Annotated in this window: 18 protein-coding genes and 1 riboswitch; of the genes, 10 read left to right on the forward strand and 8 right to left on the reverse strand. The window is 67.3% G+C overall.

Features of this window, described 5'->3' with window-relative positions; translation table 11 throughout:
* Nucleotides 1–13 precede the first annotated feature (13 nt).
* From ruvB to CLM73_RS04855, 3 genes are all read left to right on the forward strand, one after another.
* Entirely contained in the window at nucleotides 14–1,087 is a 1,074-nt protein-coding gene (ruvB, locus tag CLM73_RS04845) for a Holliday junction branch migration DNA helicase RuvB (RefSeq protein WP_105237542.1), read from the forward strand.
* A 102-nt stretch (nucleotides 1,088–1,189) separates the two neighbouring features.
* Complete coding sequence (locus CLM73_RS04850) at nucleotides 1,190–2,155, forward strand: threo-3-hydroxy-L-aspartate ammonia-lyase (protein ID WP_105237543.1); 966 nt, start codon at nucleotides 1,190–1,192, stop codon at nucleotides 2,153–2,155.
* Nucleotides 2,156–2,259: 104 nt separating this feature from the next.
* The gene (locus CLM73_RS04855; RefSeq protein ID WP_105237544.1) at nucleotides 2,260–3,195 is read left to right on the forward strand and encodes a complex I NDUFA9 subunit family protein; all 936 of its coding nucleotides are present in this window, start codon (nucleotides 2,260–2,262) and stop codon (nucleotides 3,193–3,195) included.
* On the opposite strand, the gene ruvA is transcribed toward CLM73_RS04855, so the two are convergent.
* From ruvA to CLM73_RS04885, 6 genes are all read right to left on the reverse strand, one after another.
* Entirely contained in the window at nucleotides 3,192–3,764 is a 573-nt protein-coding gene (gene ruvA / locus CLM73_RS04860) for a Holliday junction branch migration protein RuvA (RefSeq protein ID WP_105237545.1), read from the reverse strand. The two genes, CLM73_RS04855 and ruvA, sit on opposite strands and share 4 nt — an antisense overlap.
* Nucleotides 3,765–3,835: 71 nt before the next feature.
* Complete coding sequence (gene ruvC, locus CLM73_RS04865) at nucleotides 3,836–4,384, reverse strand: crossover junction endodeoxyribonuclease RuvC (RefSeq protein ID WP_056568849.1); 549 nt, start codon at nucleotides 4,382–4,384, stop codon at nucleotides 3,836–3,838.
* A complete protein-coding gene (gene purH, locus CLM73_RS04870) occupies nucleotides 4,384–5,973 on the reverse strand; it encodes a bifunctional phosphoribosylaminoimidazolecarboxamide formyltransferase/IMP cyclohydrolase (protein WP_105237546.1) in 1,590 nt (529 codons plus the stop codon). The genes ruvC and purH overlap by 1 nt, the downstream gene beginning before the upstream one ends.
* A gap of 101 nt (nucleotides 5,974–6,074) precedes the next feature.
* Nucleotides 6,075–6,314 carry a helix-turn-helix domain-containing protein gene (locus tag CLM73_RS04875; protein ID WP_006217670.1) on the reverse strand — a complete coding sequence of 80 codons (240 nt, stop codon included), beginning with the start codon at nucleotides 6,312–6,314 and terminating at the stop codon, nucleotides 6,075–6,077.
* 36 nt (nucleotides 6,315–6,350) lie between these two features.
* On the reverse strand, nucleotides 6,351–7,376 hold the full coding sequence (gene dusB, locus CLM73_RS04880; protein ID WP_199778310.1) for a tRNA dihydrouridine synthase DusB: 1,026 nt from the start codon (nucleotides 7,374–7,376) through the stop codon (nucleotides 6,351–6,353).
* A 116-nt stretch (nucleotides 7,377–7,492) separates the two neighbouring features.
* Complete coding sequence (locus CLM73_RS04885) at nucleotides 7,493–8,698, reverse strand: UbiH/UbiF/VisC/COQ6 family ubiquinone biosynthesis hydroxylase (RefSeq protein WP_105237548.1); 1,206 nt, start codon at nucleotides 8,696–8,698, stop codon at nucleotides 7,493–7,495.
* Nucleotides 8,699–8,776: 78 nt separating this feature from the next.
* On the opposite strand from CLM73_RS04885, the gene CLM73_RS04890 reads away from it, so the two are divergent.
* Entirely contained in the window at nucleotides 8,777–9,241 is a 465-nt protein-coding gene (locus tag CLM73_RS04890) for a TM2 domain-containing protein (RefSeq protein WP_105237549.1), read from the forward strand.
* Nucleotides 9,242–9,257: 16 nt separating this feature from the next.
* Here the strand turns inward: CLM73_RS04890 and CLM73_RS04895 are convergent, their stop codons facing one another.
* A complete protein-coding gene (locus tag CLM73_RS04895; protein ID WP_105237550.1) occupies nucleotides 9,258–10,601 on the reverse strand; it encodes an aminopeptidase P N-terminal domain-containing protein in 1,344 nt (447 codons plus the stop codon).
* A 147-nt stretch (nucleotides 10,602–10,748) separates the two neighbouring features.
* Nucleotides 10,749–10,939, forward strand: a riboswitch (yybP-ykoY riboswitch).
* Between the two features lie 43 nt (nucleotides 10,940–10,982).
* Between CLM73_RS04895 and CLM73_RS04900 the strand changes: the two genes are divergently transcribed.
* From CLM73_RS04900 to CLM73_RS04920, 5 genes are all read left to right on the forward strand, one after another.
* Nucleotides 10,983–11,990 (forward strand): sodium:calcium antiporter, encoded by a 1,008-nt coding sequence (locus tag CLM73_RS04900; RefSeq protein ID WP_105237551.1) that lies wholly within the window; start codon nucleotides 10,983–10,985, stop codon nucleotides 11,988–11,990.
* A gap of 436 nt (nucleotides 11,991–12,426) precedes the next feature.
* Nucleotides 12,427–12,759, forward strand: a complete 333-nt coding sequence (locus tag CLM73_RS04905) for a hypothetical protein (RefSeq protein WP_056568831.1) — start codon at nucleotides 12,427–12,429, stop codon at nucleotides 12,757–12,759.
* Between the two features lie 428 nt (nucleotides 12,760–13,187).
* On the forward strand, nucleotides 13,188–16,031 hold the full coding sequence (gene mgtA, locus CLM73_RS04910; protein WP_105237552.1) for a magnesium-translocating P-type ATPase: 2,844 nt from the start codon (nucleotides 13,188–13,190) through the stop codon (nucleotides 16,029–16,031).
* Nucleotides 16,032–16,097: 66 nt separating this feature from the next.
* On the forward strand, nucleotides 16,098–17,201 hold the full coding sequence (locus CLM73_RS04915) for a porin (protein ID WP_105237553.1): 1,104 nt from the start codon (nucleotides 16,098–16,100) through the stop codon (nucleotides 17,199–17,201).
* 108 nt (nucleotides 17,202–17,309) lie between these two features.
* Entirely contained in the window at nucleotides 17,310–18,182 is an 873-nt protein-coding gene (locus tag CLM73_RS04920) for a cytochrome c oxidase assembly protein (RefSeq protein WP_105237554.1), read from the forward strand.
* A 52-nt stretch (nucleotides 18,183–18,234) separates the two neighbouring features.
* Here CLM73_RS04920 and galU read toward each other — a convergent pair whose 3' ends face one another.
* Nucleotides 18,235–19,086, reverse strand: coding sequence for a UTP--glucose-1-phosphate uridylyltransferase GalU (gene galU, locus CLM73_RS04925; RefSeq protein ID WP_105241386.1), 852 nt, complete (start codon nucleotides 19,084–19,086; stop codon nucleotides 18,235–18,237).
* A 56-nt stretch (nucleotides 19,087–19,142) separates the two neighbouring features.
* Here galU and CLM73_RS04930 point away from each other — a divergent pair, with 56 nt between their 5' ends.
* On the forward strand, nucleotides 19,143–20,666 hold the full coding sequence (locus CLM73_RS04930) for a M48 family metalloprotease (protein ID WP_105237555.1): 1,524 nt from the start codon (nucleotides 19,143–19,145) through the stop codon (nucleotides 20,664–20,666).
* Nucleotides 20,667–20,671 lie beyond the last annotated feature (5 nt).

The following is a 20,671-nucleotide window of genomic DNA, read 5'->3' on the forward strand; positions in this document are numbered from 1 at the left end:
CGTACCCCGCACCATGGCCATCCAGTCCGATTCGCTTTCCTCCCGTCCCGACGCCCCTCGCATCGTGGCGCCGCAGCCGGTGTCACCGAACGAGGAGTCGATCGAACGCGCGCTGCGGCCCAAGGCGCTGGAAGAGTACGTCGGGCAGCAGCGCGCCCGCGAACAGCTCGAGATCTTCATTGCCGCCGCCCGCAAACGCGGCGAGGCGCTGGACCACGTCCTGCTCTTCGGCCCGCCGGGCCTGGGCAAGACCACGCTGGCGCACATCATTGCCCACGAAATGGGCGTGCAGTTGCGCCAGACCTCCGGCCCGGTCCTTGAGCGCCCCGGCGACCTGGCCGCGCTCCTGACCAACCTCGAAAAGAACGACGTCCTCTTCATCGACGAGATCCACCGCCTCTCGCCCGTGGTCGAGGAAATCCTCTATCCGGCGCTGGAAGACTTCCAGATCGACATCCTGATCGGCGAAGGCCCGGCCGCGCGCAGCGTCAAGCTGGACCTGCAGCCCTTCACGCTGGTGGGCGCCACGACGCGCGCCGGCATGCTGACCAATCCGCTGCGCGACCGCTTCGGCATCGTCTCGCGGCTCGAGTTCTACAACGCCGCCGACCTCGGCCGCATCGTGACGCGCAGCTCGGGGTTGCTCAATGCCGTCATCACGCCGGATGGCGCGGCCGAGGTGGCGCGCCGCGCCCGCGGCACGCCGCGTATCGCCAACCGCCTGCTGCGCCGGGTGCGCGACTACGCCGAGGTGAAGGCGAACGGCACGATCGATGGCGACGTCGCGGGCCGCGCGCTCGCCATGCTTGAGGTCGATCCGCAAGGCCTGGATCTGATGGACAGGAAACTGCTCGAAGCCATCGTCCACAAGTTCGATGGCGGCCCGGTCGGCGTGGACAGTCTGGCCGCGGCCATCGGCGAAGAGCGCGACACGATCGAAGACGTCATCGAGCCGTACCTCATCCAGCACGGCTACCTGCAACGCACGCCGCGCGGCCGCACCGCCACGCTGACGACCTGGCGTCATCTGGGCCTGACCCCGCCCGCGGGCGCCACCGGCGGCAGCGGCGACCTCTTCGGCAAGTAGGCTGCCCCGCGCGCCGTCATGCCAACGGGCGGCGCGCAAACCGCGCCGCGGGTTTATGATCCGAGGGTTTCGTTTCCCCTCGCGATCTAAGGACCTTATTCCATGCAGCCCGAATTGCCCTCCTATGATGACGTCGTGCGCGCCAGCGAGCGCCTGGCCGGCAACGCACACCGCACGCCTGTCCTGACCTCGACCACCGCCGATGCCATCGCCGGCGCGTCGCTGTTCTTCAAGTGCGAGAACTTCCAGCGCATGGGCGCGTTCAAGTTCCGGGGCGGCTACAACGCGATCGCGCGCCTCACGCCCGAGCAGCGTGCCGCCGGCGTCGTGACGTTCTCGTCGGGCAATCACGCACAGGCCATCGCGCTGGCCTCGAAGCTGCAAGGCGTTCAAGCCACGATCATCATGCCGCTGGACGCGCCCGCCGCCAAGCGCGCGGCCACGGAAGGCTACGGCGGCAAGATCGTCACCTATGACCGCTACACCGAAGACCGCGAGACCATCGCCCGCCGCATCCAGGCCGAAACCGGCGCCACGCTGATCCCGCCGTACGACCACGAGGACGTGATCACGGGGCAGGGCACCGCCGCCAAGGAGCTGTTCGAGGAAGTCGGCGAGCTCGATTACCTGTTCGTGTGCCTGGGCGGCGGCGGTTTGCTGTCGGGCTCGGCCCTGTCCGCCTTCGCGCTCAGCCCGCGCTGCCTGGTGTACGGCGTGGAGCCCGAAGCCGGCAACGACGGACAGCAGTCCTTGCGCAAGGGTGAAATTGTCCGAATCCCCGCGCCCAAGACGCTGGCCGACGGCGCCGCCACCACCCACCTGGGCAATATCACGTTCCCCCTCATTCAGAAGTACGTGCGCGACATCGTCACGGTGACGGATGAGCAGCTCGTCACGACCATGAAATTCTTTGCCGAGCGCATGAAGATGGTCGTCGAACCCACGGGTTGCCTGGCCGCGGCTGCCGTCATGCAGAATGTGGTGCCGGTGCGTGGGGCCCGGGTAGGCGTCATCATCAGCGGCGGCAACGTCGATCTTCCGGCCTACGCCCGGCTGCTGGCGGGCTGACGCGCATCAAGCGGCGCGCGCGGCGGGCGCTCCGCGTGTGCTTGCGCCTGCCGATCTGGCGAGGCAGAATCGAACCTCGATCCTGACGAACCGGAGGCTACGCCATGCGTATCCTTGTCATTGGCGGCACGGGCTTCATCGGCCGCCACTTGGTAGCACGGCTTTGCGCGGACCCGCATCAGATCATCGTACCCACGCGGCTTATTGCACGCGGACGCGACCTGCAATTACTTCCCACCGTCACGCTGCTTCAGACGGACATCCATGACGACGCCGCGCTCGACGGCATGGTCCGGGGCTGCGATGCCGTCGTGAACCTGGTGGGCATTCTGCATGGCAATCTGGGCCGGCCGTATGGGTCGGACTTCGCGCGGGCCCACGTGCATCTGCCGCAGCGCGTTGCGCAGTCCTGCGTGCGTCACGGCGTGCGCCGCCTGCTGCACGTCAGTGCGCTGGGCGCCGACTCCAGCGGCGACAGCATGTATCAGCGTTCCAAGGGCGACGGCGAGGCCGCCATCAAGGCGGCCTACCAAGACCGCGGCGATATCGGCTGGACCATCTTCCGTCCGTCGGTCCTGTTTGGCCCGGACGACAACTTCACCAATATGTTCGCGTCACTGGCGCGCTGGCTGCCGGTGCTGCCGCTGGCAGGCGCCAATGCGCGCATGCAGCCCATTTATGTCGGCGATGTGGTGACCGCCATGGTCAACGCGCTGGCCGATACGCACACCTGCGGCAAGACCTACGAACTGGGCGGGCCGCAGGTCTACACGCTGGGCGAGATCGCGCGGCTGTGCGCCGCCTGGAGCGGCCATCCGCGCCCGGTCATCAGCATTCCGATGGGGGTGGGGCGCATGCAGGCCCGGCTGTTCGAATGCATGCCGGGCACGCCCCTGATGTCACGCGACAACCTGGATTCCCTGCGCCGCGACAACGTCTGCGGCGGGCCGATCGCGCCCGAGCTGCACGTGGTGCCCACGGGCCTGGAGGCCGTGGCGCCGCGCTACCTGCACCAGGGCAAGGCGGATTCGCGCCCTTAGCGCACCAGCGCCTTCAGCGCCTGCTTGATGCCGTCGGACACGCCCACGCCTTCGGGCAGCGTCTTCAGCGCCGACAGCGATTCCTTCTCGGAGTAGCCCAGCGCCAGCAGCGCATTCAGGATGTCCGACTGGTTATCGTGCGTGACGTGCGACGACGCGCCGATGTCCGCGCCCAGCTTGCCGCGCATTTCCAGCAGCAGGCGTTCCGCCGTCTTCTTGCCGATGCCCGGCACGCGGGTCAGGCGGCCCGACTCCTGCAGCGTGATGGCCTGCGCCAGGTCCGCCACCGACAGGCCCGACAGGACGGACAGCGCGGTGCGTGCCCCGATCCCGCTGACCTTGATGAGCTCGCGGAACGCGCTGCGTTCGCCGGCCGAGGCAAAGCCATACAGGATGTGCGCGTCCTCGCGCACGGTCAGGTGCGTGTAGAGCGTGACGCGCGCGCCCGTGTCGGGCAGCGAATACAGCGTGCTCATGGGCACGTCGATGTCATACCCCAGTCCGCCCACATCCACGCAGATCGTGGGGGGCAGTTTTTCGATCAGGGTTCCGGTAATTCTTCCGATCATGGTGAGAGGCCTGGCAAGGGTGGGGCCGCGCAATGCGCGGCGAATGCGGGGATTCTATACGCGCGGGGCGCTCAGCCGATCAGGCGGCCGTTGCGGATGCGGGTCTTGCCGCCCATGCGCAGCGCGCTGCCCAGGCGTTCCAGCTTGTCCTGCAGCGGACCCACGTGCGCGTGGCAGATGGCGCAGGCCAGCGCGTCGGCCGAGTCGGGGGCGGGCACACCGTCCAGCGCCAAGAGGTGCTGCACCATCATCTGCACCTGCTCTTTCGCCGCGCGGCCGGTGCCGACCACGGCTTTCTTGATCTGCAGGGCGGTGTATTCGTGCACGGCCAGCGAACTGTCGGCCAGCGCGCACAGCGCCGCGCCGCGCGCCTGCCCGAGCAGCAGGGTGGAAGCGGGATTGGTATTGAGAAAGACGATTTCCAGCGCGGCCACGTCGGGTTGCGTGTCGCGGGCCACCTGGCGCAGATTGTCCAGGATGACCTTCAGGCGTTCGGACAGCGTCAGCGCCGGCGGGACCACGATGGTCCCGCTGGCCACGTAACGCAGCCGAGAGCCATCGGCATCGATCACGCCGAAGCCGGTGCGGCGCAGGCCGGGATCGATGCCGAGGACGCGCATCAGTGGCGGAAGTGACGCGTGCCGGTCAGCACCATGGCGATGCCGTGCTCGTCGGCCGCGGCGATGACTTCGTCATCGCGCACGCTGCCGCCCGGCTGGATCACGCACGTCGCGCCCGCAGCCACCACCACGTCCAGGCCGTCGCGGAACGGGAAGAACGCGTCGGACGCCACGGCCGAGCCCTTCAGGGTCAGGCCGGCGTTTTCCGCCTTGATGGAGGCGATGCGGGCCGAGTCGATGCGGCTCATCTGGCCGGCGCCGACACCGAGCGTCATGCCGCCGCCCACGAACACGATGGCGTTGGACTTGACGTACTTGGCGACCTTCCAGGCGAACGACAGATCGTTCATTTCCTGTTCGGTGGGCTGACGCTTGGTGACGACCTTCAGGGCGTCGCGCGGCACGTTATAGGCGTCCGGGGTCTGCACCAGCCAGCCACCGCCCACGCGCTTGATGTCGAAGGCGTTCTGGCCCGTGCCCATCGGCACTTCCAGCACGCGCACGTTCTTCTTGGCGGCCAGGATGGCCAGCGCGGCGCCGTCGTAGGCGGGCGCCAGCAGCACTTCCAGGAACTGCGCGCTGACGGCCTCGGCGGTCGCGGCGTCCACCGGACGGTTGAAGGCGATGATGCCGCCAAAGGCCGACGTCGGGTCGGTCTTGAAGGCCTGCTGGTACGCGCCCAGCGTATCGGCCGCCACGGCCACGCCGCAGGGGTTTGCGTGCTTGACGATGACGCAGGCGGGCGCCTCGAAGCTGCGCGCGCATTCCCACGCGGCGTCGGCGTCGGCGATGTTGTTGTAGGACAGTTCCTTGCCCTGAAGCTGGCGGTAGTTGCCCAAGAGGCCGGCCGGACGCTGCGCGTCCACGTAGAAGGCGGCGCTTTGATGGGGGTTTTCGCCGTAGCGCAGGGCCTGTTCCTGCTTGACCTGCAGCGTCAGCGTGCCGGGCCATTCGTTGCGGGCGGGCACGGCTTCCTGCGCGGGTTCGGCTTCGGTCACGCTGGTCAGGTAGGCGGCGATGGCGCCATCGTAGGCGGCCGTGTGAGCGTAGACCTTGGCGGCCAGCGCCAGGCGCAGACCGTAGGAGGTCGAGCCGCCCTTGTCCATTTCGGACAGGACGCGGGAATAATCGACCGGGTCGATCACCACGGTCACGCCGCCGGCTTCGGTGCCGTGGTTCTTGGCGGCGGCGCGCAGCATGGCCGGACCGCCGATGTCGATGTTTTCGACGGCGTCGGCAAACGTGCAATCGGGCTTGGCCACCGTTTCACGGAAGGGGTACAGGTTGACCACCAGCATGTCGATGCGATCGATGCCTGCCGCCTTGATCGTGTCCATGTGCTCGGCGCTGTCGCGGCGGGCCAGCAGGCCGCCGTGGATCTTCGGGTGCAGCGTCTTCACGCGGCCGTCCAGAATCTCGGGCGAGCCGGTGTGGGCGGCCACTTCGGTGACGGTCAGGCCGGATTCGGCAAGCAGCTTGGCGGTGCCGCCGGTGGACAGCAGGCGCACGCCACGCGCGGCCAGGGCGCGGGCAAATTCAACGATGCCGGTCTTGTCGGACACCGAAAGCAGGGCGGTTTCGATTTTCATGATGGGACGGAGTGGGGCGGGGGCGCCTTTCTCGTTCTGGTCGGATGGGAAATCTGGAGGGGGCGGCGGCGCGACGCAGGCGCCGCCCGCGCGAGGGAAAGCTAAACCTGGATATTGTGCGCCAGCAACTTCTTGCGCAGGGTGTTGCGGGTGATGCCCAGCATTTCGGAAGCCCGGGACTGGTTGCCGCCCGACCGCTCCAACGCTACTTCAAGCACCGGGCGCTCCACGCAGCGCATGACCATGTCCCACATATCGTGGGGCTCGGACTCGCCCAAGTCTTCGAAATAGCGCTCCAGGCTGGCGCGCACGCATTCTTCCAGGACATCTTTCTTGCTCATTTGAGTACAGATATTTTTATGTTGGTGTTTAGGCGGTCATGCCGCCATTAGGGCTTCTGCGGCCGGCGCCGGGGTGGGGGCGACGTCGCGTGAGAGGGTATCGAACCAGTCCGCCACCGCCCGCCATTGGTCGCGGGTGTTGTCGATCTGGTTCATGCGGGCGCAGAACGAATCCGCGCCCGGCAGGCCGTCCACATACCAGCCTATGTGCTTGCGCGCGGTGCGTACGCCGGTGTGCTCGCCATAGAAACGGTAGTGGTCGTCGAGATGTTCGAGCAGCAGCTCGCGCATTTCCCCATGAGAGGGAGGGGCCAGTGTTTCGCCCGTGCGCAGGTAGTGGTCGATTTCGCGGAAGATCCACGGACGGCCCTGGGCCGCCCGGCCAATCATGACCGCATCGGCGCCAGTGTAATCCAGGACGTGCCGGGCTTTGGCGGGCGAGTCGATATCTCCGTTCGCGATCACGGGGATGCCGATTTCGGCCTTGACGGCGCGGATGGTGTCATATTCCGCCTCGCCCGTATAGAGGTCCGCGCGGGTCCGGCCATGCAAGGTGAGGGCGGCGATGCCGGCGTTTTCCGCCAGCTTGGCCACGCGCAGCGCATTGCGGCTGTTGCGGTCCCAGCCGGTGCGGGTCTTCAGGGTGACGGGCACGCCCAGCGGTGCGCAGGCGGCCACCACGGCGTCCAGGATGCGGACAATCAGGTCTTCGTGGCGCAGCAGCGCCGAGCCCGACGCCACGTTGCACACCTTCTTGACCGGACATCCCATGTTGATGTCGATGATCCGGGCGCCCTTGTTGGCGTTGAAGGCCGCGGCCTCGGCCATCATGGCGGGATCCGCTCCGGCGATCTGCACGGAAATGGGGGCGATCTCGCCGTCGTGGTTCAGGCGGCGCGAGGTCTTGACGCTGTCCCACAGCTTCGGGTTGCTGGCGGCCATCTCGGATACCGCGTAACCCGCCCCCAGCTTCTTGCAAAGCTGGCGGAAAGGACGGTCCGTCACGCCCGCCATGGGCGCGACAAGAACGTTGTTGGGAAGGGTCCACTGGCCTATGCGCATGCTCACATTTTAACCGGCTCGATCGAACCCCCTTTTTTGGGGCGCGAGGGCCTGGTAACAAACAGGGAATAAAAGACGGCGATCCAACCCCTATGCGGGGCCGGATCGGGAAGAGGTCAGGCGCGGAATCCCTGCAGCAGGTGCTGCGCGAGCGGGGCACGCAGCGGGGAGGCAAGGTCCATCCCCAATAACGCCGTGCCGCAGGCGTGTTCGACGGGCGCGAGGCCGGTGGCAAAGATGCGCGGCATGAAATCGGTGAGTCCGGCGGTGATGAAACGGTCCAGATGGCGGGCACTGGCAAATTCGGCAAGCGCCGGACCGGGATTGGCACCGGGGTTGGCGCCGGGGTTGGCGCCGGGGTTGGCAGCGCGACTCGCCAGCCAGCCCGCCAGGGTCTGCGCCAGCCGCGCCGCGTCGCGCAGGCCCAGGTTCAGACCCTGTCCCGCCACCGGGTGCAAGGTCTGGGCGGCGTTGCCGATGGCCGCCACGCGGCCGTGCACCTGCGCGCGGCGGGCGGACAGCGCCAGCGGGAATACGTGACGGGGAGCATGGCTGGACAGGCGGCCCAGGCGTTCGCCGAAGGCCTGCGTCAGCGCGTGGGAAAACGCGGTGTTGTCCAGCGCCGCCAATTCGGCCGCCCTGTCCGGCGCGCTGCACCAGACCACCGAATAGGCGTCCGGCGTCTGCGGGTGCGGCAGCAGCGCCAGCGGGCCTTCGGAGGTGAATCGTTCCCAGGCCCAGCCGCGCCGGGGCAACGTGGCGTGCGCAGTGGTCAGCACGGCGTGCTGATCGTAGTCGCGCCGCACATCGGTGGCGCCGGCGCCGTCGGACTGCACGGCGACGCCGCAAAGGATTTCCGTTTCGCCCTGCTGGATGCGCACGCCATCGGCGTCCTGCAGGCCGATCTGCGCCGGCGGGCCCGTCAGCACGGTGACGCCGGATGCCGCCACGCATTCGTCCAGCTTGGCATACAGCCCGGAATAGGCCACGACGCTGCCCAGTTGGGGCACGTTGAAATCGGTGTGCTGGATCAGCGTGCGGCCCAGCCGGCCGCGCTGCGACACGTGGATGTTGCGGATGTCGGCCGAACGCTCGGGCCAGGCATGCAGCGACTCCAGCAGCACCCGGCTCCCGTGGTTCATGGCCAGCACGCGGGGATCTGCGGCAGGAACGGCCGCGGCTGCCGTGACAGGCGTTGGGGCACTGCCCGCGAGCAGGGCGATGCGCGCCGGATCGGGTGCCACGCGCGCCAGCATCAGAGCCAATACGCGACCCACGGGGCCGGCGCCAAGAATCGCAATGTCGTAGGCGGAGGAAGTCATGCCCGGATTTTACCCGTCCACTACAATCGCGGCAGCCGCCGCAGCCCGGCGCCACGGCTCACTAACCGGTTGATTGACATGACGCAGGCCCAGGCTTCCTCTTCGCTCTCCGCCGTTTCCGCCCGCCGCCCGCGCAGCAAGGTCGCGGTGGGGCTGCTGGCCTGCCTGTTCGGCGCCTTCGGCGCGCACTGGTGGTATCTGGGGCGGCGCCACGCCTGGCTGGTGACCGTATACGCGGCCGTGTGCCTGTTCTGCGCGTTCCGCTTCTACCCGGTCTGGTACGACAACCCCGCGTTCTTCCTGCTCTTCATTCCGATGATCGACGGCTTCATCGAAAGCGCGGTCTACTCGCTGATGCCGGACGAAAAGTTTGACCGGCTCTGCAACCCGGGGCTGGGCAAGGTGTCCTCGACAGGCTGGGGGCCGGTGCTGGTTGCGATTCTGGCGTGCCTTGTCGGCGCCATCGTCACCATGTTCGCCATCGCCATGGTCGTGGTCTACGTGTGGGTGGCGATGGGCTGGCTCGACGGCTACGTGCTGTAAGCCTTGCCCCGTCGCGCTATTCGCGCATCAGCGCTTCGATCTCGGTGGCCTGCACCGGCACGCCGCGGGTGATCAGTTCGCAGCCTACGTCCGTGACCAGCGCGTCGTCCTCCGTGCGGATGCCGATATTCCAGTAGGCCTCGGGCACGTCGTCTGCCGGGCGTACGTAGATGCCCGGTTCGATGGTCAGCATCATCCCGGTTTCCAGCTTGCGCCATGGCCGCTCCGCGCCGGCTGCCGTGCCCGGCTCTCGGTAGTCGCCCACATCGTGAACGTCCAGCCCCAGCCAGTGGCCGGTCCGGTGCATGTAGAAGCGGCTGTAGTCGCCCGATTCCAGCACGCCGTCCAGCGACCCCTTCAAGAGTTTCAGGTCCAGCATGCCCTGCGCCAGGACGCGCAGGGCGGCCTCGTGCGCATCGTTGAAGCCGCGGCCCGGCGCGGTGGCCTGAGCGGCCGCGTCCTGCGCCGCCACGGTCAGGTCGTAAAGCGCGCGCTGCGGGCCGCTGTAGCGGCCGTTCGCCGGAAAGGTGCGCGTGATGTCGCTGGCGTAGCTGTCGATCTCGCAGCCGGCATCGACCAGCACCAAGTCGCCATCGCGCAACACCGCCTCGCCGGCCGGATAGTGCAGGACACAGGCGTTGGCCCCGGCCGCGACGATGGTGTTGTACGCCACCGACTGGGCGCCATGGCGGCGGAACTCATACAGCAGCTCGGCCTCGATCTCGTATTCGCGCATGCCGGGCCGCACGACGCGCATGGCCCGCGCGTGCGCGCCCGCCGATATCTTGGCCGCGCGCCGCATCGTCGCGATTTCCGAAGCGTCCTTGATCAGCCGCATGCCGGCAAGCAGCGGACGCACGTCCTGCTGCCGTGTCGGCGGCGTGTGGCCGCCGCGGCTCTTTTCCTGCGCCGCGGCCAGCCAGCGGCGCAGGCGGCCGTCCGTGCGCTTGTCGCCGGCCAGCGGCGCATACAGCGTGGGATGGTCCAGCATCAGCGCGGGCACCAGCTCGTCCAGCGCGTCGATGGGGTGGGCGTCGTCAAAGCCGAAGTAGGCTGCGGCGGCCTCGGGGCCGAAGCGCTTGCCTTCCCAGAGTTCGTGCTCGACATGGCGCGGCCGGCAGAACAGCACGGCCCGGTCCGTGGCGCCGGCGACCAGCACCAGCCACGCGTCCGGTTCGGTGAAGCCGGTCAGGTAGAAGAAGTCGCTGTCGTGCCGGTAGGGGTATTCCGCGTCGCGGTTGCGGATGGCTTCCTGCGCCGTCGCCAGGATGGCGATGCCGCCCCCGTCTGCGCGCATGCGCTCCATCAGGCGCTGGCGCCGCGCGGCGAAAGGGGCGATGTCGTCGGGAGGCAGGCTCATGGCGGGCGGGTCGGGGCGGGTACCCCGGCAAGGGCGAAAGATGGGACCTACTTTACCCGCCATCCCGCGAATGCAACACCCCGGCGGCGAATCCGCGAGGGCGGCGCGGTGATGACTGGACGGCACGCGAACCGCTGCTACAATCGCCGCTCTGTCATTGGGGAGTAGCCATCCTTTTCCCCTAAAGGAGTCAGCGTCAACAGACTTGGTGGTTCAGTGCTGCGGAGCAGCCGCTAGAACCCCATGGCGCTGACGGCACCCACGTCCGGCTTGCCGCCGCGTGGATCAGCCAGGCGAGACCTTTGGCCGCGTAGCGTTCACCCTTGGCCGGGCGAGCCGCTGCGTCGCGCCAATGGTATCTGCTCGTCCGGCCGTGTTCCCATGTTGCTCACCCTGTTTCTGTTTTTCCTGTCCGCGGCAGTGATCTACGTCGCGTGCGAATTCTTCGTCAACGGCGTCGAATGGGTCGGCCATCGCTTCCAATTGGGTGCGACCGCCACTGGCACCGTGCTGGCGGCCTTCGGCACCGCGCTGCCGGAAAGCGCCGTCACCTTCATGGCCGTTGTCTTCGGCGATACCCCCGAGCAGAAGGACATTGGCGTCGGCGCCGCGATGGGCGGTCCCCTCGTGCTGGCCACGCTGGCGTACGCCGTGGTGGGCCTGGCCCTGTGGCGCGCGCGCCGCGGCCAGCCCACGCAGGCAAACTGTATCAACGCGGACCAGCGCCGGCTGGCCCGCGACCAGGCCTGGTTCATGGGCATCTTCATCTTCAAAGTGGGCCTGGGCCTCCTGGCCTTTGCCTGGAAGCCGTGGCTGGGCTTCGTATTCCTGGCCACCTACGGGCTTTACATCAAGCGCGAACTGAGCAACGACGAGGAATGCCTGGACTGCGAGGATCTCGAGCCGCTCAAGCTGCGTCCGCGCGACCAGAATCCGACGATGTTCTGGGCCGCCACGCAGACCATCATGGCGTTGGTGGTGATTGCTGGCGCGTCGCACGTCTTCGTGAACCAGATCGAACTGCTCGGCATCGCGATGGGCGCGTCGCCGCACGTGGCGGCGCTGCTGCTGGCGCCGGTGGCCACCGAATTGCCGGAGATCATGAACGCGCTGATCTGGGTGCGGCAGGGCAAGGAGCGCCTGGCGCTCGCCAACATCTCGGGCGCCATGATGATCCAGGCCACCATTCCCAGCGCGCTCGGCATCTTCATGACGCCATGGGTGCTGGATGCGCCGCTGCTCGCGGCCGGCCTGTTCACCATGGTGTCCATCGGTCTCTTGTGGATGCGCTTCCGCCGCGCCGCCATGAGCGTGCCGGCGCTGTCGGCGGTGGGCGGCCTGTATGCGCTCTTCGCGGGCTATCTGGGCTGGCACTTCTACGCCTTCTGAACGCAATGCCGGGCAGGCCGCCCGCGCCTGTCCGGCATTGCGTCGTTTCTGCGTCAAAAGTGCGGCCAACCCTTGTCCATCAGTACAAACCCGCGTAAACTCCTCGTGTTTTCCATCCCAGGAGCAGTCTTCGTGAATACCGATTCCGGCGAAAGTTGTCGATCTTGCATCGACGTCGCTGTCTGACAGGATCCACGCAGAACTCCGTCTGCCGCATCCTGTCATTCAGGTTGCGGTGTATCCCAAGTGCCAGGCATCAGCCCGGCCCATAGTGCAGGCCTTCGGTCTGCCGGGACTCCCCCCGACATAAACCGCCAGAACCGCCGCTAGTCGCAGCGCCAGCGTTCGTGCACGTTCGTCGTGCCCGCCGCAAGGGCGTTGTCCGGCTGCGCTCGTGTTCGCGATCACGCTCCGCCTTCTTGTCATGGAGGTCGTTATGCGTTTCTTCGACTTGTTCCTGCGCCGCGCCGGCGTGGACCGTGCCACCGCCCTGGGCCGCCGTCGCGGCACGTCCCGGCTGACGGTGATCTGTCCTCGCGGCGAGATCGGCGCCTTGCGCAAGCAGATCTGCCTGGACTTCAGCGCCGCCGGCCTGGACGTCGCGCAAGTGCAGATCGACCAAGGCCAGGATCCGGATCTCGCGTCGGCTTGCATCACCGTCAATTGCCCCCCGGAACTGCGGGCGGAACTGATGACGCAAGCACGTCGCCTGAGCGCCAACCCTTCTGTTCGCCACGTGCATTTCGGCGCGCAGGCCGCAATGGCCTGATTGCGCCTTTCATTTACCCCAGGAGAAATCATGCCTAGCGCCTTAGACCCAGAGCCTCGATTGCGCCCTGTGCGCGGCTCCGGCATGCCTATCTGACCCGTCATCTCCCTGCGAGCCGACTGGCCGGATAGTCATCCCGGTCCGTACGGAACCCGCAGCATGGAATCCCCGGCCCAACACGCGCCTCGCGCGCCCCGGCGCCCGGTTCTGATTCCACCGCCCGCTCCCTTTCCGTTTTCCGCACCCGGCGCGCCACAGACGCGATCCGGACACCGGCAACATTGCTCCGGCGCCTGCGCACGCCTGTTTGCGGCGGCCTCACGGTATTTCCCTGGAAACGCCGCGGCCCGCTGCTGCCCGCGCGCGGCCGCCATCGGCAGGGTCGTCCGTGTCTCCCGCAACAACATTAAAAAATGCGGAGCACTCCCATGTTTGCTTTCCTGAAGTCCTTTTTTTCTTCTGCCGCGCGTCTGCGCCGCACCGGCCGGCACTTTCGCCGCGCCCCCATCCTCGAACAAGGCGGCGATCACGCTGCCGCGTCGTCCGAGGTCGCTCGCCGCGCCAGCCAGCGCATGGTCGAGACGTCACGGCTCGGCTTCGATTCGCTATTCGCGCGGTTCGGCAGCGGCTGGGGCGGCCTGTCCGACGCCCAGGCGCTTTCCGCGCGCCAGCGCCACGGCGCCAACGAGGTCGACCACGAAAAGCCGCTGTCCTGGCCGGCTCACCTGTGGCTGTCCTACCGCAATCCGTTCAATCTGCTGCTGACCGCGCTGGCCGTGCTGTCGTGGCTGACCGACGTGCGCATGGCCGCGCCCGAGGAACAGTCCTGGACGGCGGTCGCGATCATCGGCTCGATGGTGGTGATCTCGACCGTGCTGCGTTTCGTGCAGGAGCAACGCTCGAACCGCGCCGCCGAAGCCCTGAAGGCGATGGTGCGCAACACCGCGACGGTGCTGCGCAGCGACGCCGGACCGCCGGCCGCCGGATCGCCGGCCGCCGGGTCGCCGGCCGCCGGAGCGCCGGACGCGGGCAATGGCCGCCGCTTCTTCGGCGCCGCCCTGCATGCCACCGGCTCGCAACAGCGCGAAGTGCCGCTGGCCGACCTGGTGCCGGGCGACGTGGTGCTGCTGTCCGCGGGCGACATGGTCCCCGCCGACTGCCGCATCCTCAACGCCAAGGACCTTTTTGTTGCGCAGGCCGCGCTTACAGGCGAATCGCTGCCCGTTGAAAAGCACATGGCCCCGCGCGAGCAATCGGCCAATGCGCTCGAGCTGGAGAACATGGCCTTCATGGGCACCAACGTGGTCAGCGGAGCGGGCAGCGCGCTGGTGGTGGCCACCGGTTCGGACACGTACTTCGGCCAGCTGGCGGGCCGCGTCACGCAGACCTCGCGGGCGCCCACGCAATTCCAGCAGGGCATCAACCGCGTGAGCTGGATCCTGATCCGCTTCATGCTCGTCATGGCGCCGGTGGTGATGCTGATCAACGGTTTCACCAAGGGCGACTGGCTGGAGGCGCTGCTGTTTGCGCTGGCCATCGCGGTGGGACTGACGCCTGAAATGCTGCCCATGATCGTCACCGCGACGCTCGCCAAGGGCGCCGTGCGCATGTCGCGCCGCAAGGTCGTGGTCAAGCGCCTGGATGCGATTCAGAACCTGGGCGCCATGAACGTGCTGTGCACCGACAAGACCGGCACGCTGACGCAGGACCGCATCGTGCTCGAGCGCCATACCGACGTCTATGGCGCGGCCAGCGACGACGTGCTGGCGTACGCGTACCTGAACAGCTACTACCAGACGGGCCTGAAGAACCTGCTTGATGTCGCCGTGCTGGAACATGCCGAAGTCGCGCGCAGCCTGGACCTGGCGGGCCGTTACCGCAAGATCGACGAGATTCCGTTCGACTTCTCGCGCCGCCGCATGTCCGTCGTGGTGAACGAGACCGAGAACGGCCGCGACCACCACGAGCTGATCTGCAAGGGGGCGCTGGAAGAAATGCTCTCGGCCTGCACGCGGCTGCGCGTGGGCAATGAGGTGCATCCGCTGACCGATGCACGCCGCGCCGACATCCGCCGCGTGACCGCCGGCCTGAACCACGATGGCCTGCGCGTCATCGCGGTGGGCGTCAAAGAGCTGCCGCCCACGCAGCAGGCCTACGGCGTCGCCGACGAATCCGATCTGGTGCTGGTGGGGTACATCGCGTTCCTGGATCCGCCCAAGGAGTCGACGGGGCCCGCGCTGGCCGCGCTGAAGGACTCGGGCATCGAGGTCAAGGTGCTGACCGGCGATGTTGAACTGGTCACGCGCAAGGTCTGCCGCGAAGTGGGGCTGGACGTGCGCAAGGTGTACCTGGGCGCCGAGATCGAAGCGATGGACGACGAGGAACTGGCCGTCGCCGTGCGCGAGGCCAACGTGTTCGCCCGCCTGTCGCCCATCCACAAGGAACGCATCGTGCGCAGCCTGCGCGCGCAGGGCAACACGGTGGGCTTCATGGGCGATGGCATCAATGACGCGCCGGCGCTGCGGGCGGCGGACGTGGGCATCTCGGTGGATTCGGCGGTGGATATCTCGAAGGAAGCGGCCGACATCATCCTGCTGGAAAAGAGCCTGATGGTGCTGGAGGATGGCGTGATCGAAGGCCGCAAGACCTTCTGCAACATGCTCAAGTATCTGAAGATGACGGCCAGCTCGAACTTCGGCAACGTGTTTTCGGTGCTGGTTGCGAGCGCCTTCCTGCCGTTCCTGCCGATGCTGCCCATCCATCTGCTGCTGCAGAACCTGATGTACGACATCTCGCAGACCGCGATCCCGTTCGACAACGTCGACGATGAACTGCTGAAGCAGCCGCAGCGCTGGGACCCGGACGGCCTGGGCCGTTTCATGGTGTTCTTCGGCCCGATCAGCTCGATCTTCGATATCGCCACGTACGCCGTCATGTGGTACGTGTTCCAGGCCAATGCGCCCGAGCATCAGACGCTGTTCCAGTCCGGCTGGTTTGTCGAAGGCCTGCTGTCGCAGACGCTGATCGTGCATATGATCCGCACGCGCCGGATTCCTTTCCTGCAAAGCCGCGCCTCGTGGCCGCTGATGGGCATGACGCTGATGGTGATCGTGCTTGGCCTCGTGCTGCCGTTTTCGCCGCTGGCGGAATACTTCCAGCTGCAGGCGTTGCCCTGGAGCTACTTCCCCTGGCTGGTCGGCATCCTGCTTGGGTACTGCGTGCTGACGCAGGCGCTCAAGGGTTTCTGGGTGCGCCGCTACGGTTGGCAGTAGGCTGGTGCAATAGGCGGCGGGCGACCCCGCGGCGGGCGATCCCCGCCGCCAACGCAAGGAAAGATCATGAGAATTTCATTTTGCGCCGCATTGGCGGCGGCCGGCCTGATTCCGCCCTGTACCGCGCTGGCCGCGGACGCGGGGACCGGATTGCAGCTGTACGGCGTTGTGGATGCCGGCGTTGCCGTGACCCGGGTGTCGGGGCAGGGCAGCCAGAGCGGCCTGCTGAATGGCGGGCTGACGGACTCGTTGTGGGGGCTGCAGGGGACGGAAGACCTGGGCTCGGGCTGGGCCGCTACCTTCCAGCTTGAAAGCGGTTTTGATCCGTCCAGCGGCAACGCGGCCGACGGCAGCCGCCTCTTCAACTATGGCGCGTGGGTTGGCCTCGCCCATGCGGACTACGGCGACCTGCGGTTCGGCCGCCAATACACGGTCGGCCAGACCTACGGCGACGCGCTGGAGATCGCCTCCTGGAAAGACATGGGCATGGGCGCCACCTTCAAGGCGTCCGACAACTACCAGTTCAGCAACATGGTGAACTGGTATTCGCCGGAGTGGCGGGGGTTCCAGGCCGGCGTCGGATACGCCTTCGACGCCGATGGGCAGAACAACTTCCGCACCAACCAGAACACTCGGGCAATCAGTGTGGGCCTGAAGTATGAGGACGGCCCGCTGCTGGCCGTGGCGACATGGGAACAACTTCGCCTGGCCGACCCGCCCGCGGCGGCCGGGGGGCGTCCGCAGGCGGTGCAGTTGGGCGCCTCGTATGACTTCGAGGTGGCCAAGGTGTCGGTGGCGTGGTCGCGCCAGCGCAACGGCTACGTGGGGCTGGACGGCGGCGACCCGGATGGGCTGGGCGCCGGGCTGGGGCCCGCGGCCTTCGTGCAGGGCGGCACGGTCGATGCCTGGCTGATCGGGGTCAGCGTGCCCGCCGGGCCGGGCGCCGTGCTGGTGCAATGGTCCCTGGCCAGACCCGACTGGCATTGGGCCAATGGCATGACGGCGCGCAATGCGCAGGTCGCGACGCTGGGCTATACCTACGACCTGTCCCCGCGCACGACCCTCTACGCCTTCGCCGGCTACGCGTCGAACTACACGCTGGACAACCAGTTCGACCCCGGCAACGACCACACCACGCGCATCGGCACGGGCGTATCGCACCGCTTCTGACGCATTCCGCCCCCGGCGGCGCCCGGCAGCGGACAACGGCGGGGTCTACTACAATCGCCTGAGATCGGCGCCGGGCGCGCCGGTCCTTGTCTTCGCGTCGTTTCTCGGATGGCCCGCATGGATAGTCTCGAATGGCTCGTACCCTGGGAGTTCTCTCCCACGCTGGTGGCTTCCTTCCTGGTGGCCATCGTGCTGTTCGTACGCGGCCAGCGGGTCCATCATGTCACGCGCGCGCGCAGCATTCTTTTCTGGACGGGGATGGTCCTCTTGTACCTGTCCCTGCATACCCGCCTCGACTACTACGCCGAGCGCATGTTCTTCATCCACCGCATCCAGCATCTGGTCCTGCATCATCTTGGACCGCTGCTCGTCATGGCCGCCTTCCCGGGACAGGTGATGCGGGCGGGCCTGCCGATGCGCTGGCGCGTGCGGCTGCGTGATTTCCTGCGCACCGGCGCGGGCCGCGCCACGGTGGCCGTGCTGACCAACAAGATTTTCGTGCCGGCACTTTTCGTGTTCCTCGTGCTGGTCTGGCTGATCCCGTCGGTGCAGTTCTATTCGATGCTGGATTGGCGCCTGTACCGGGTCATGAACTGGTCGGTCGTGATCAGCGGCTTCATGTACTGGAACCTGATCCTGGACCGCCGTCCCGCGCCCCCCGCGGCCATGTCGCCCGGCGGGCGGGTGATCTCGCCCGTGGCGACGATGCTGCCGCAGATGGTCGCGGGCGCGGTCATCGCCTTCACGGAAAGCGACATCTACCCGCTCTTCGAATTGTGCGGCCGGGCCATCGCCATGTCGGCCCAGACCGATCAGACGATCGGCGGACTGACGATGTGGATCCCCGCCGCGCTGGTGGAAGTGATCGGTCTGATGGTGGCCTTGGGTACGCTGATGCGTCTTTCCGCCAAGGGGCGGCTGCGCAAGGCGGACCGCGATGCGCGCGCGCGCGCCAAATCAAGCGCGGCGCTATCTTCATAAGCCCAACCGGGAATGCGGCCCTGATTGGCCCATTCCCGTCAGGCCGTGCCGGTCATTCCGGCAGCAGGCCGTGATACTTCTTGCCCAGCGCCACGGTGGCCTGGAACATGCCCGCCTTGTTGCCGCAGTCGTAGCGCACGCCATCGAAGCGGTGCGCATAGACCTGGCGCTCGCGCATCAGCGACGCGATGCCGTCGGTCAACTGGATCTCGTTGCCCGCGCCCATCTTGGTCGAGCGCAGATGGTCGAAGATCGCGGCTTCCAGCACGTAGCGGCCCACGACGGCCAGCGTCGACGGCGCGGCTTCGGGATCGGGCTTTTCCACGATGTGCGTGACACGCTCGGTGCGACCATCGGCGGGCGTTTCGCCCGTGTGGGTCGCCACGATGCCGTACTTGCGCGTGTCGGCGCGCGGCACATCCTGCACGCCGAGCACGCTGGCGTTGCGCGCCACGGCCACATCCACCAGTTGCTTCATGGCAGGCGTATCGGCGTCGATCAGATCGTCGGCCAGCAGCACGGCAAAGGGTTCATCGCCCACGGCGGGCGCGGCCGACAGCACGGCGTGGCCCAGGCCCAGCGGGGCGGATTGGCGGATATAGAGGCAATTGACGTGCGCGGGTAGAATGCCCCGCACCATCGCCAGGAGTTCGTGCTTGCCCTTGCTTTCCAGGTCGGATTCCAGCTCGGGCGCGGAATCGAAATGGTCTTCGATGGCGCGCTTGTTTCGGCCAGTCACGAATATGAGATCGGTAATCCCTGCGGCAACGGCTTCTTCCACCGCATATTGAATCAGGGGCTTGTCGACCACGGGCAGCATTTCCTTGGGCATCGCCTTGGTGGCGGGCAGGAAGCGTGTGCCCATGCCGGCGACAGGGAAAACGGCTTTACGGACGGGACGCATTGAGACCTCGTTGAGGATTCGATGAAACATTTTAAGCTCATCGCTATCATAGGCTTATGAACCGCAGGAACATGCCATCCATTTGCTCGATTGCGAAACGGGGCGCGATCGCCAGTCTTTGCGCGGCGCTCGCCATTCCCGTTGCTCCCGTCACCGCATGGGCGCAGCCGGTCGGGCTGCCGTCCATGGGCGCCGCCTCGTCGTCCGACCTGTCGCCGATGCTGGAGCGCACGCTCGGCGAAGCCATCATGTCGCAGGGCCGCCGCGACCCCTCCTACATCGACGACTCCGAACTCAGTCAGTACCTCACCACGATGGGGCGCAAGCTGGCGCAATTTGCGCCCGGCGGCGTGCCCGAGGTCGAGATGTTCGGCGTACGCGACCCTGAAATCAACGCGTTCGCGATGCCGGGCGGCTTCATCGGGATCAATACGGGCCTGATCGTGTCGTCGGCCAGCGAGTCCGAGCTTGCGGCCGTGGTGGCCCACGAAATCGGCCACGTCGTGCAGCGCCACATCGCGCGCGGCATGACCCAGCAGAATCAGAATGGCATGCTCATGCTGGCCAGCCTGGCGGGCGCGCTGCTCGCTGCGCTGGCGGGCGGCGGCGGCAACCTGTCCATGGGCGTGGCCGCCTTCGGCCAGGCGGCCGCCATCAACCGCCAGTTGGGCTTTTCGCGCGACGCCGAACGCGAGGCCGATCGCGCCGGGCTGCAAATGCTGACCAAGGCCGGCTACGACGCCGACGGCATGTCGCAGATGTTTGCGCGCCTGATGAACGCATCGCGCCTGAACGAAGGCGCGGGCGGTGGATCGTGGGCCAGCACCCACCCGCTGTCGATCGAGCGTATGTCCGACGTGCAGAACCGCGCCCGCGCGCTGCCGGCCACGCGCCATCTGGACAGCGACGACTTCTGGTACGTCCGCGCCAAGATGCGCGTGGCGCAGGGCCGCGATACGGTCGGCCTGCGCACGGCCGGGCAGCAATTGCAGGACGAGGCCCAGGCCCTTTCGGGCGTGCGCCAGTCTGCGGCCTATTACGGGCTGTCTTTGCAGAACTATCAGCGCAACAATCTCGCGGAAGCGGAACGCTACTGGAATCTGGCGTCCGCCGATGGCCGCAGTTCGCCCCAGCTGGCCAAGCTGGCCGTGGACATTGCCCTGGCGCGCAAGGATTTTCCGCAGGCGTTGTCGCTGGCCCAGGCGGGCACCAAGCGCTATCCGGACCATCGCGCGCTGGGCATCGCATACGCCCAGGCGCTGCAGGGCAACGGGCGGCATGCCGAGGCGCAGGATTACCTGCGCGCCAAGATCAAGCAGTGGGGCAGCGACGAGCCCAGCCTCTACCAGATGCTGGCGCAAAGCGAAGAGCGCAACGGAAAGCCGGTGCAGGCTCGCCGCGATCTGGCGCGTTACTACGTCATGACGGGCGCGTATGCCGCCGCGGAATCGCAGCTTCAACAGGCGCGCGGCCTGTCCAAGGACTTCTACGAGCAGTCGCAGATCGACGTGCAGATCAAGGAAGTGAAGGACAAGCTGGCTGAAGAGCGCCGGCTGCTCGAGCGCTTCAAGTCGGGCTGACGGGC

The sequence above is a fragment of the Achromobacter spanius genome (assembly GCF_002966795.1).
GTDB lineage: Bacteria > Pseudomonadota > Gammaproteobacteria > Burkholderiales > Burkholderiaceae_B > Achromobacter > Achromobacter spanius_D.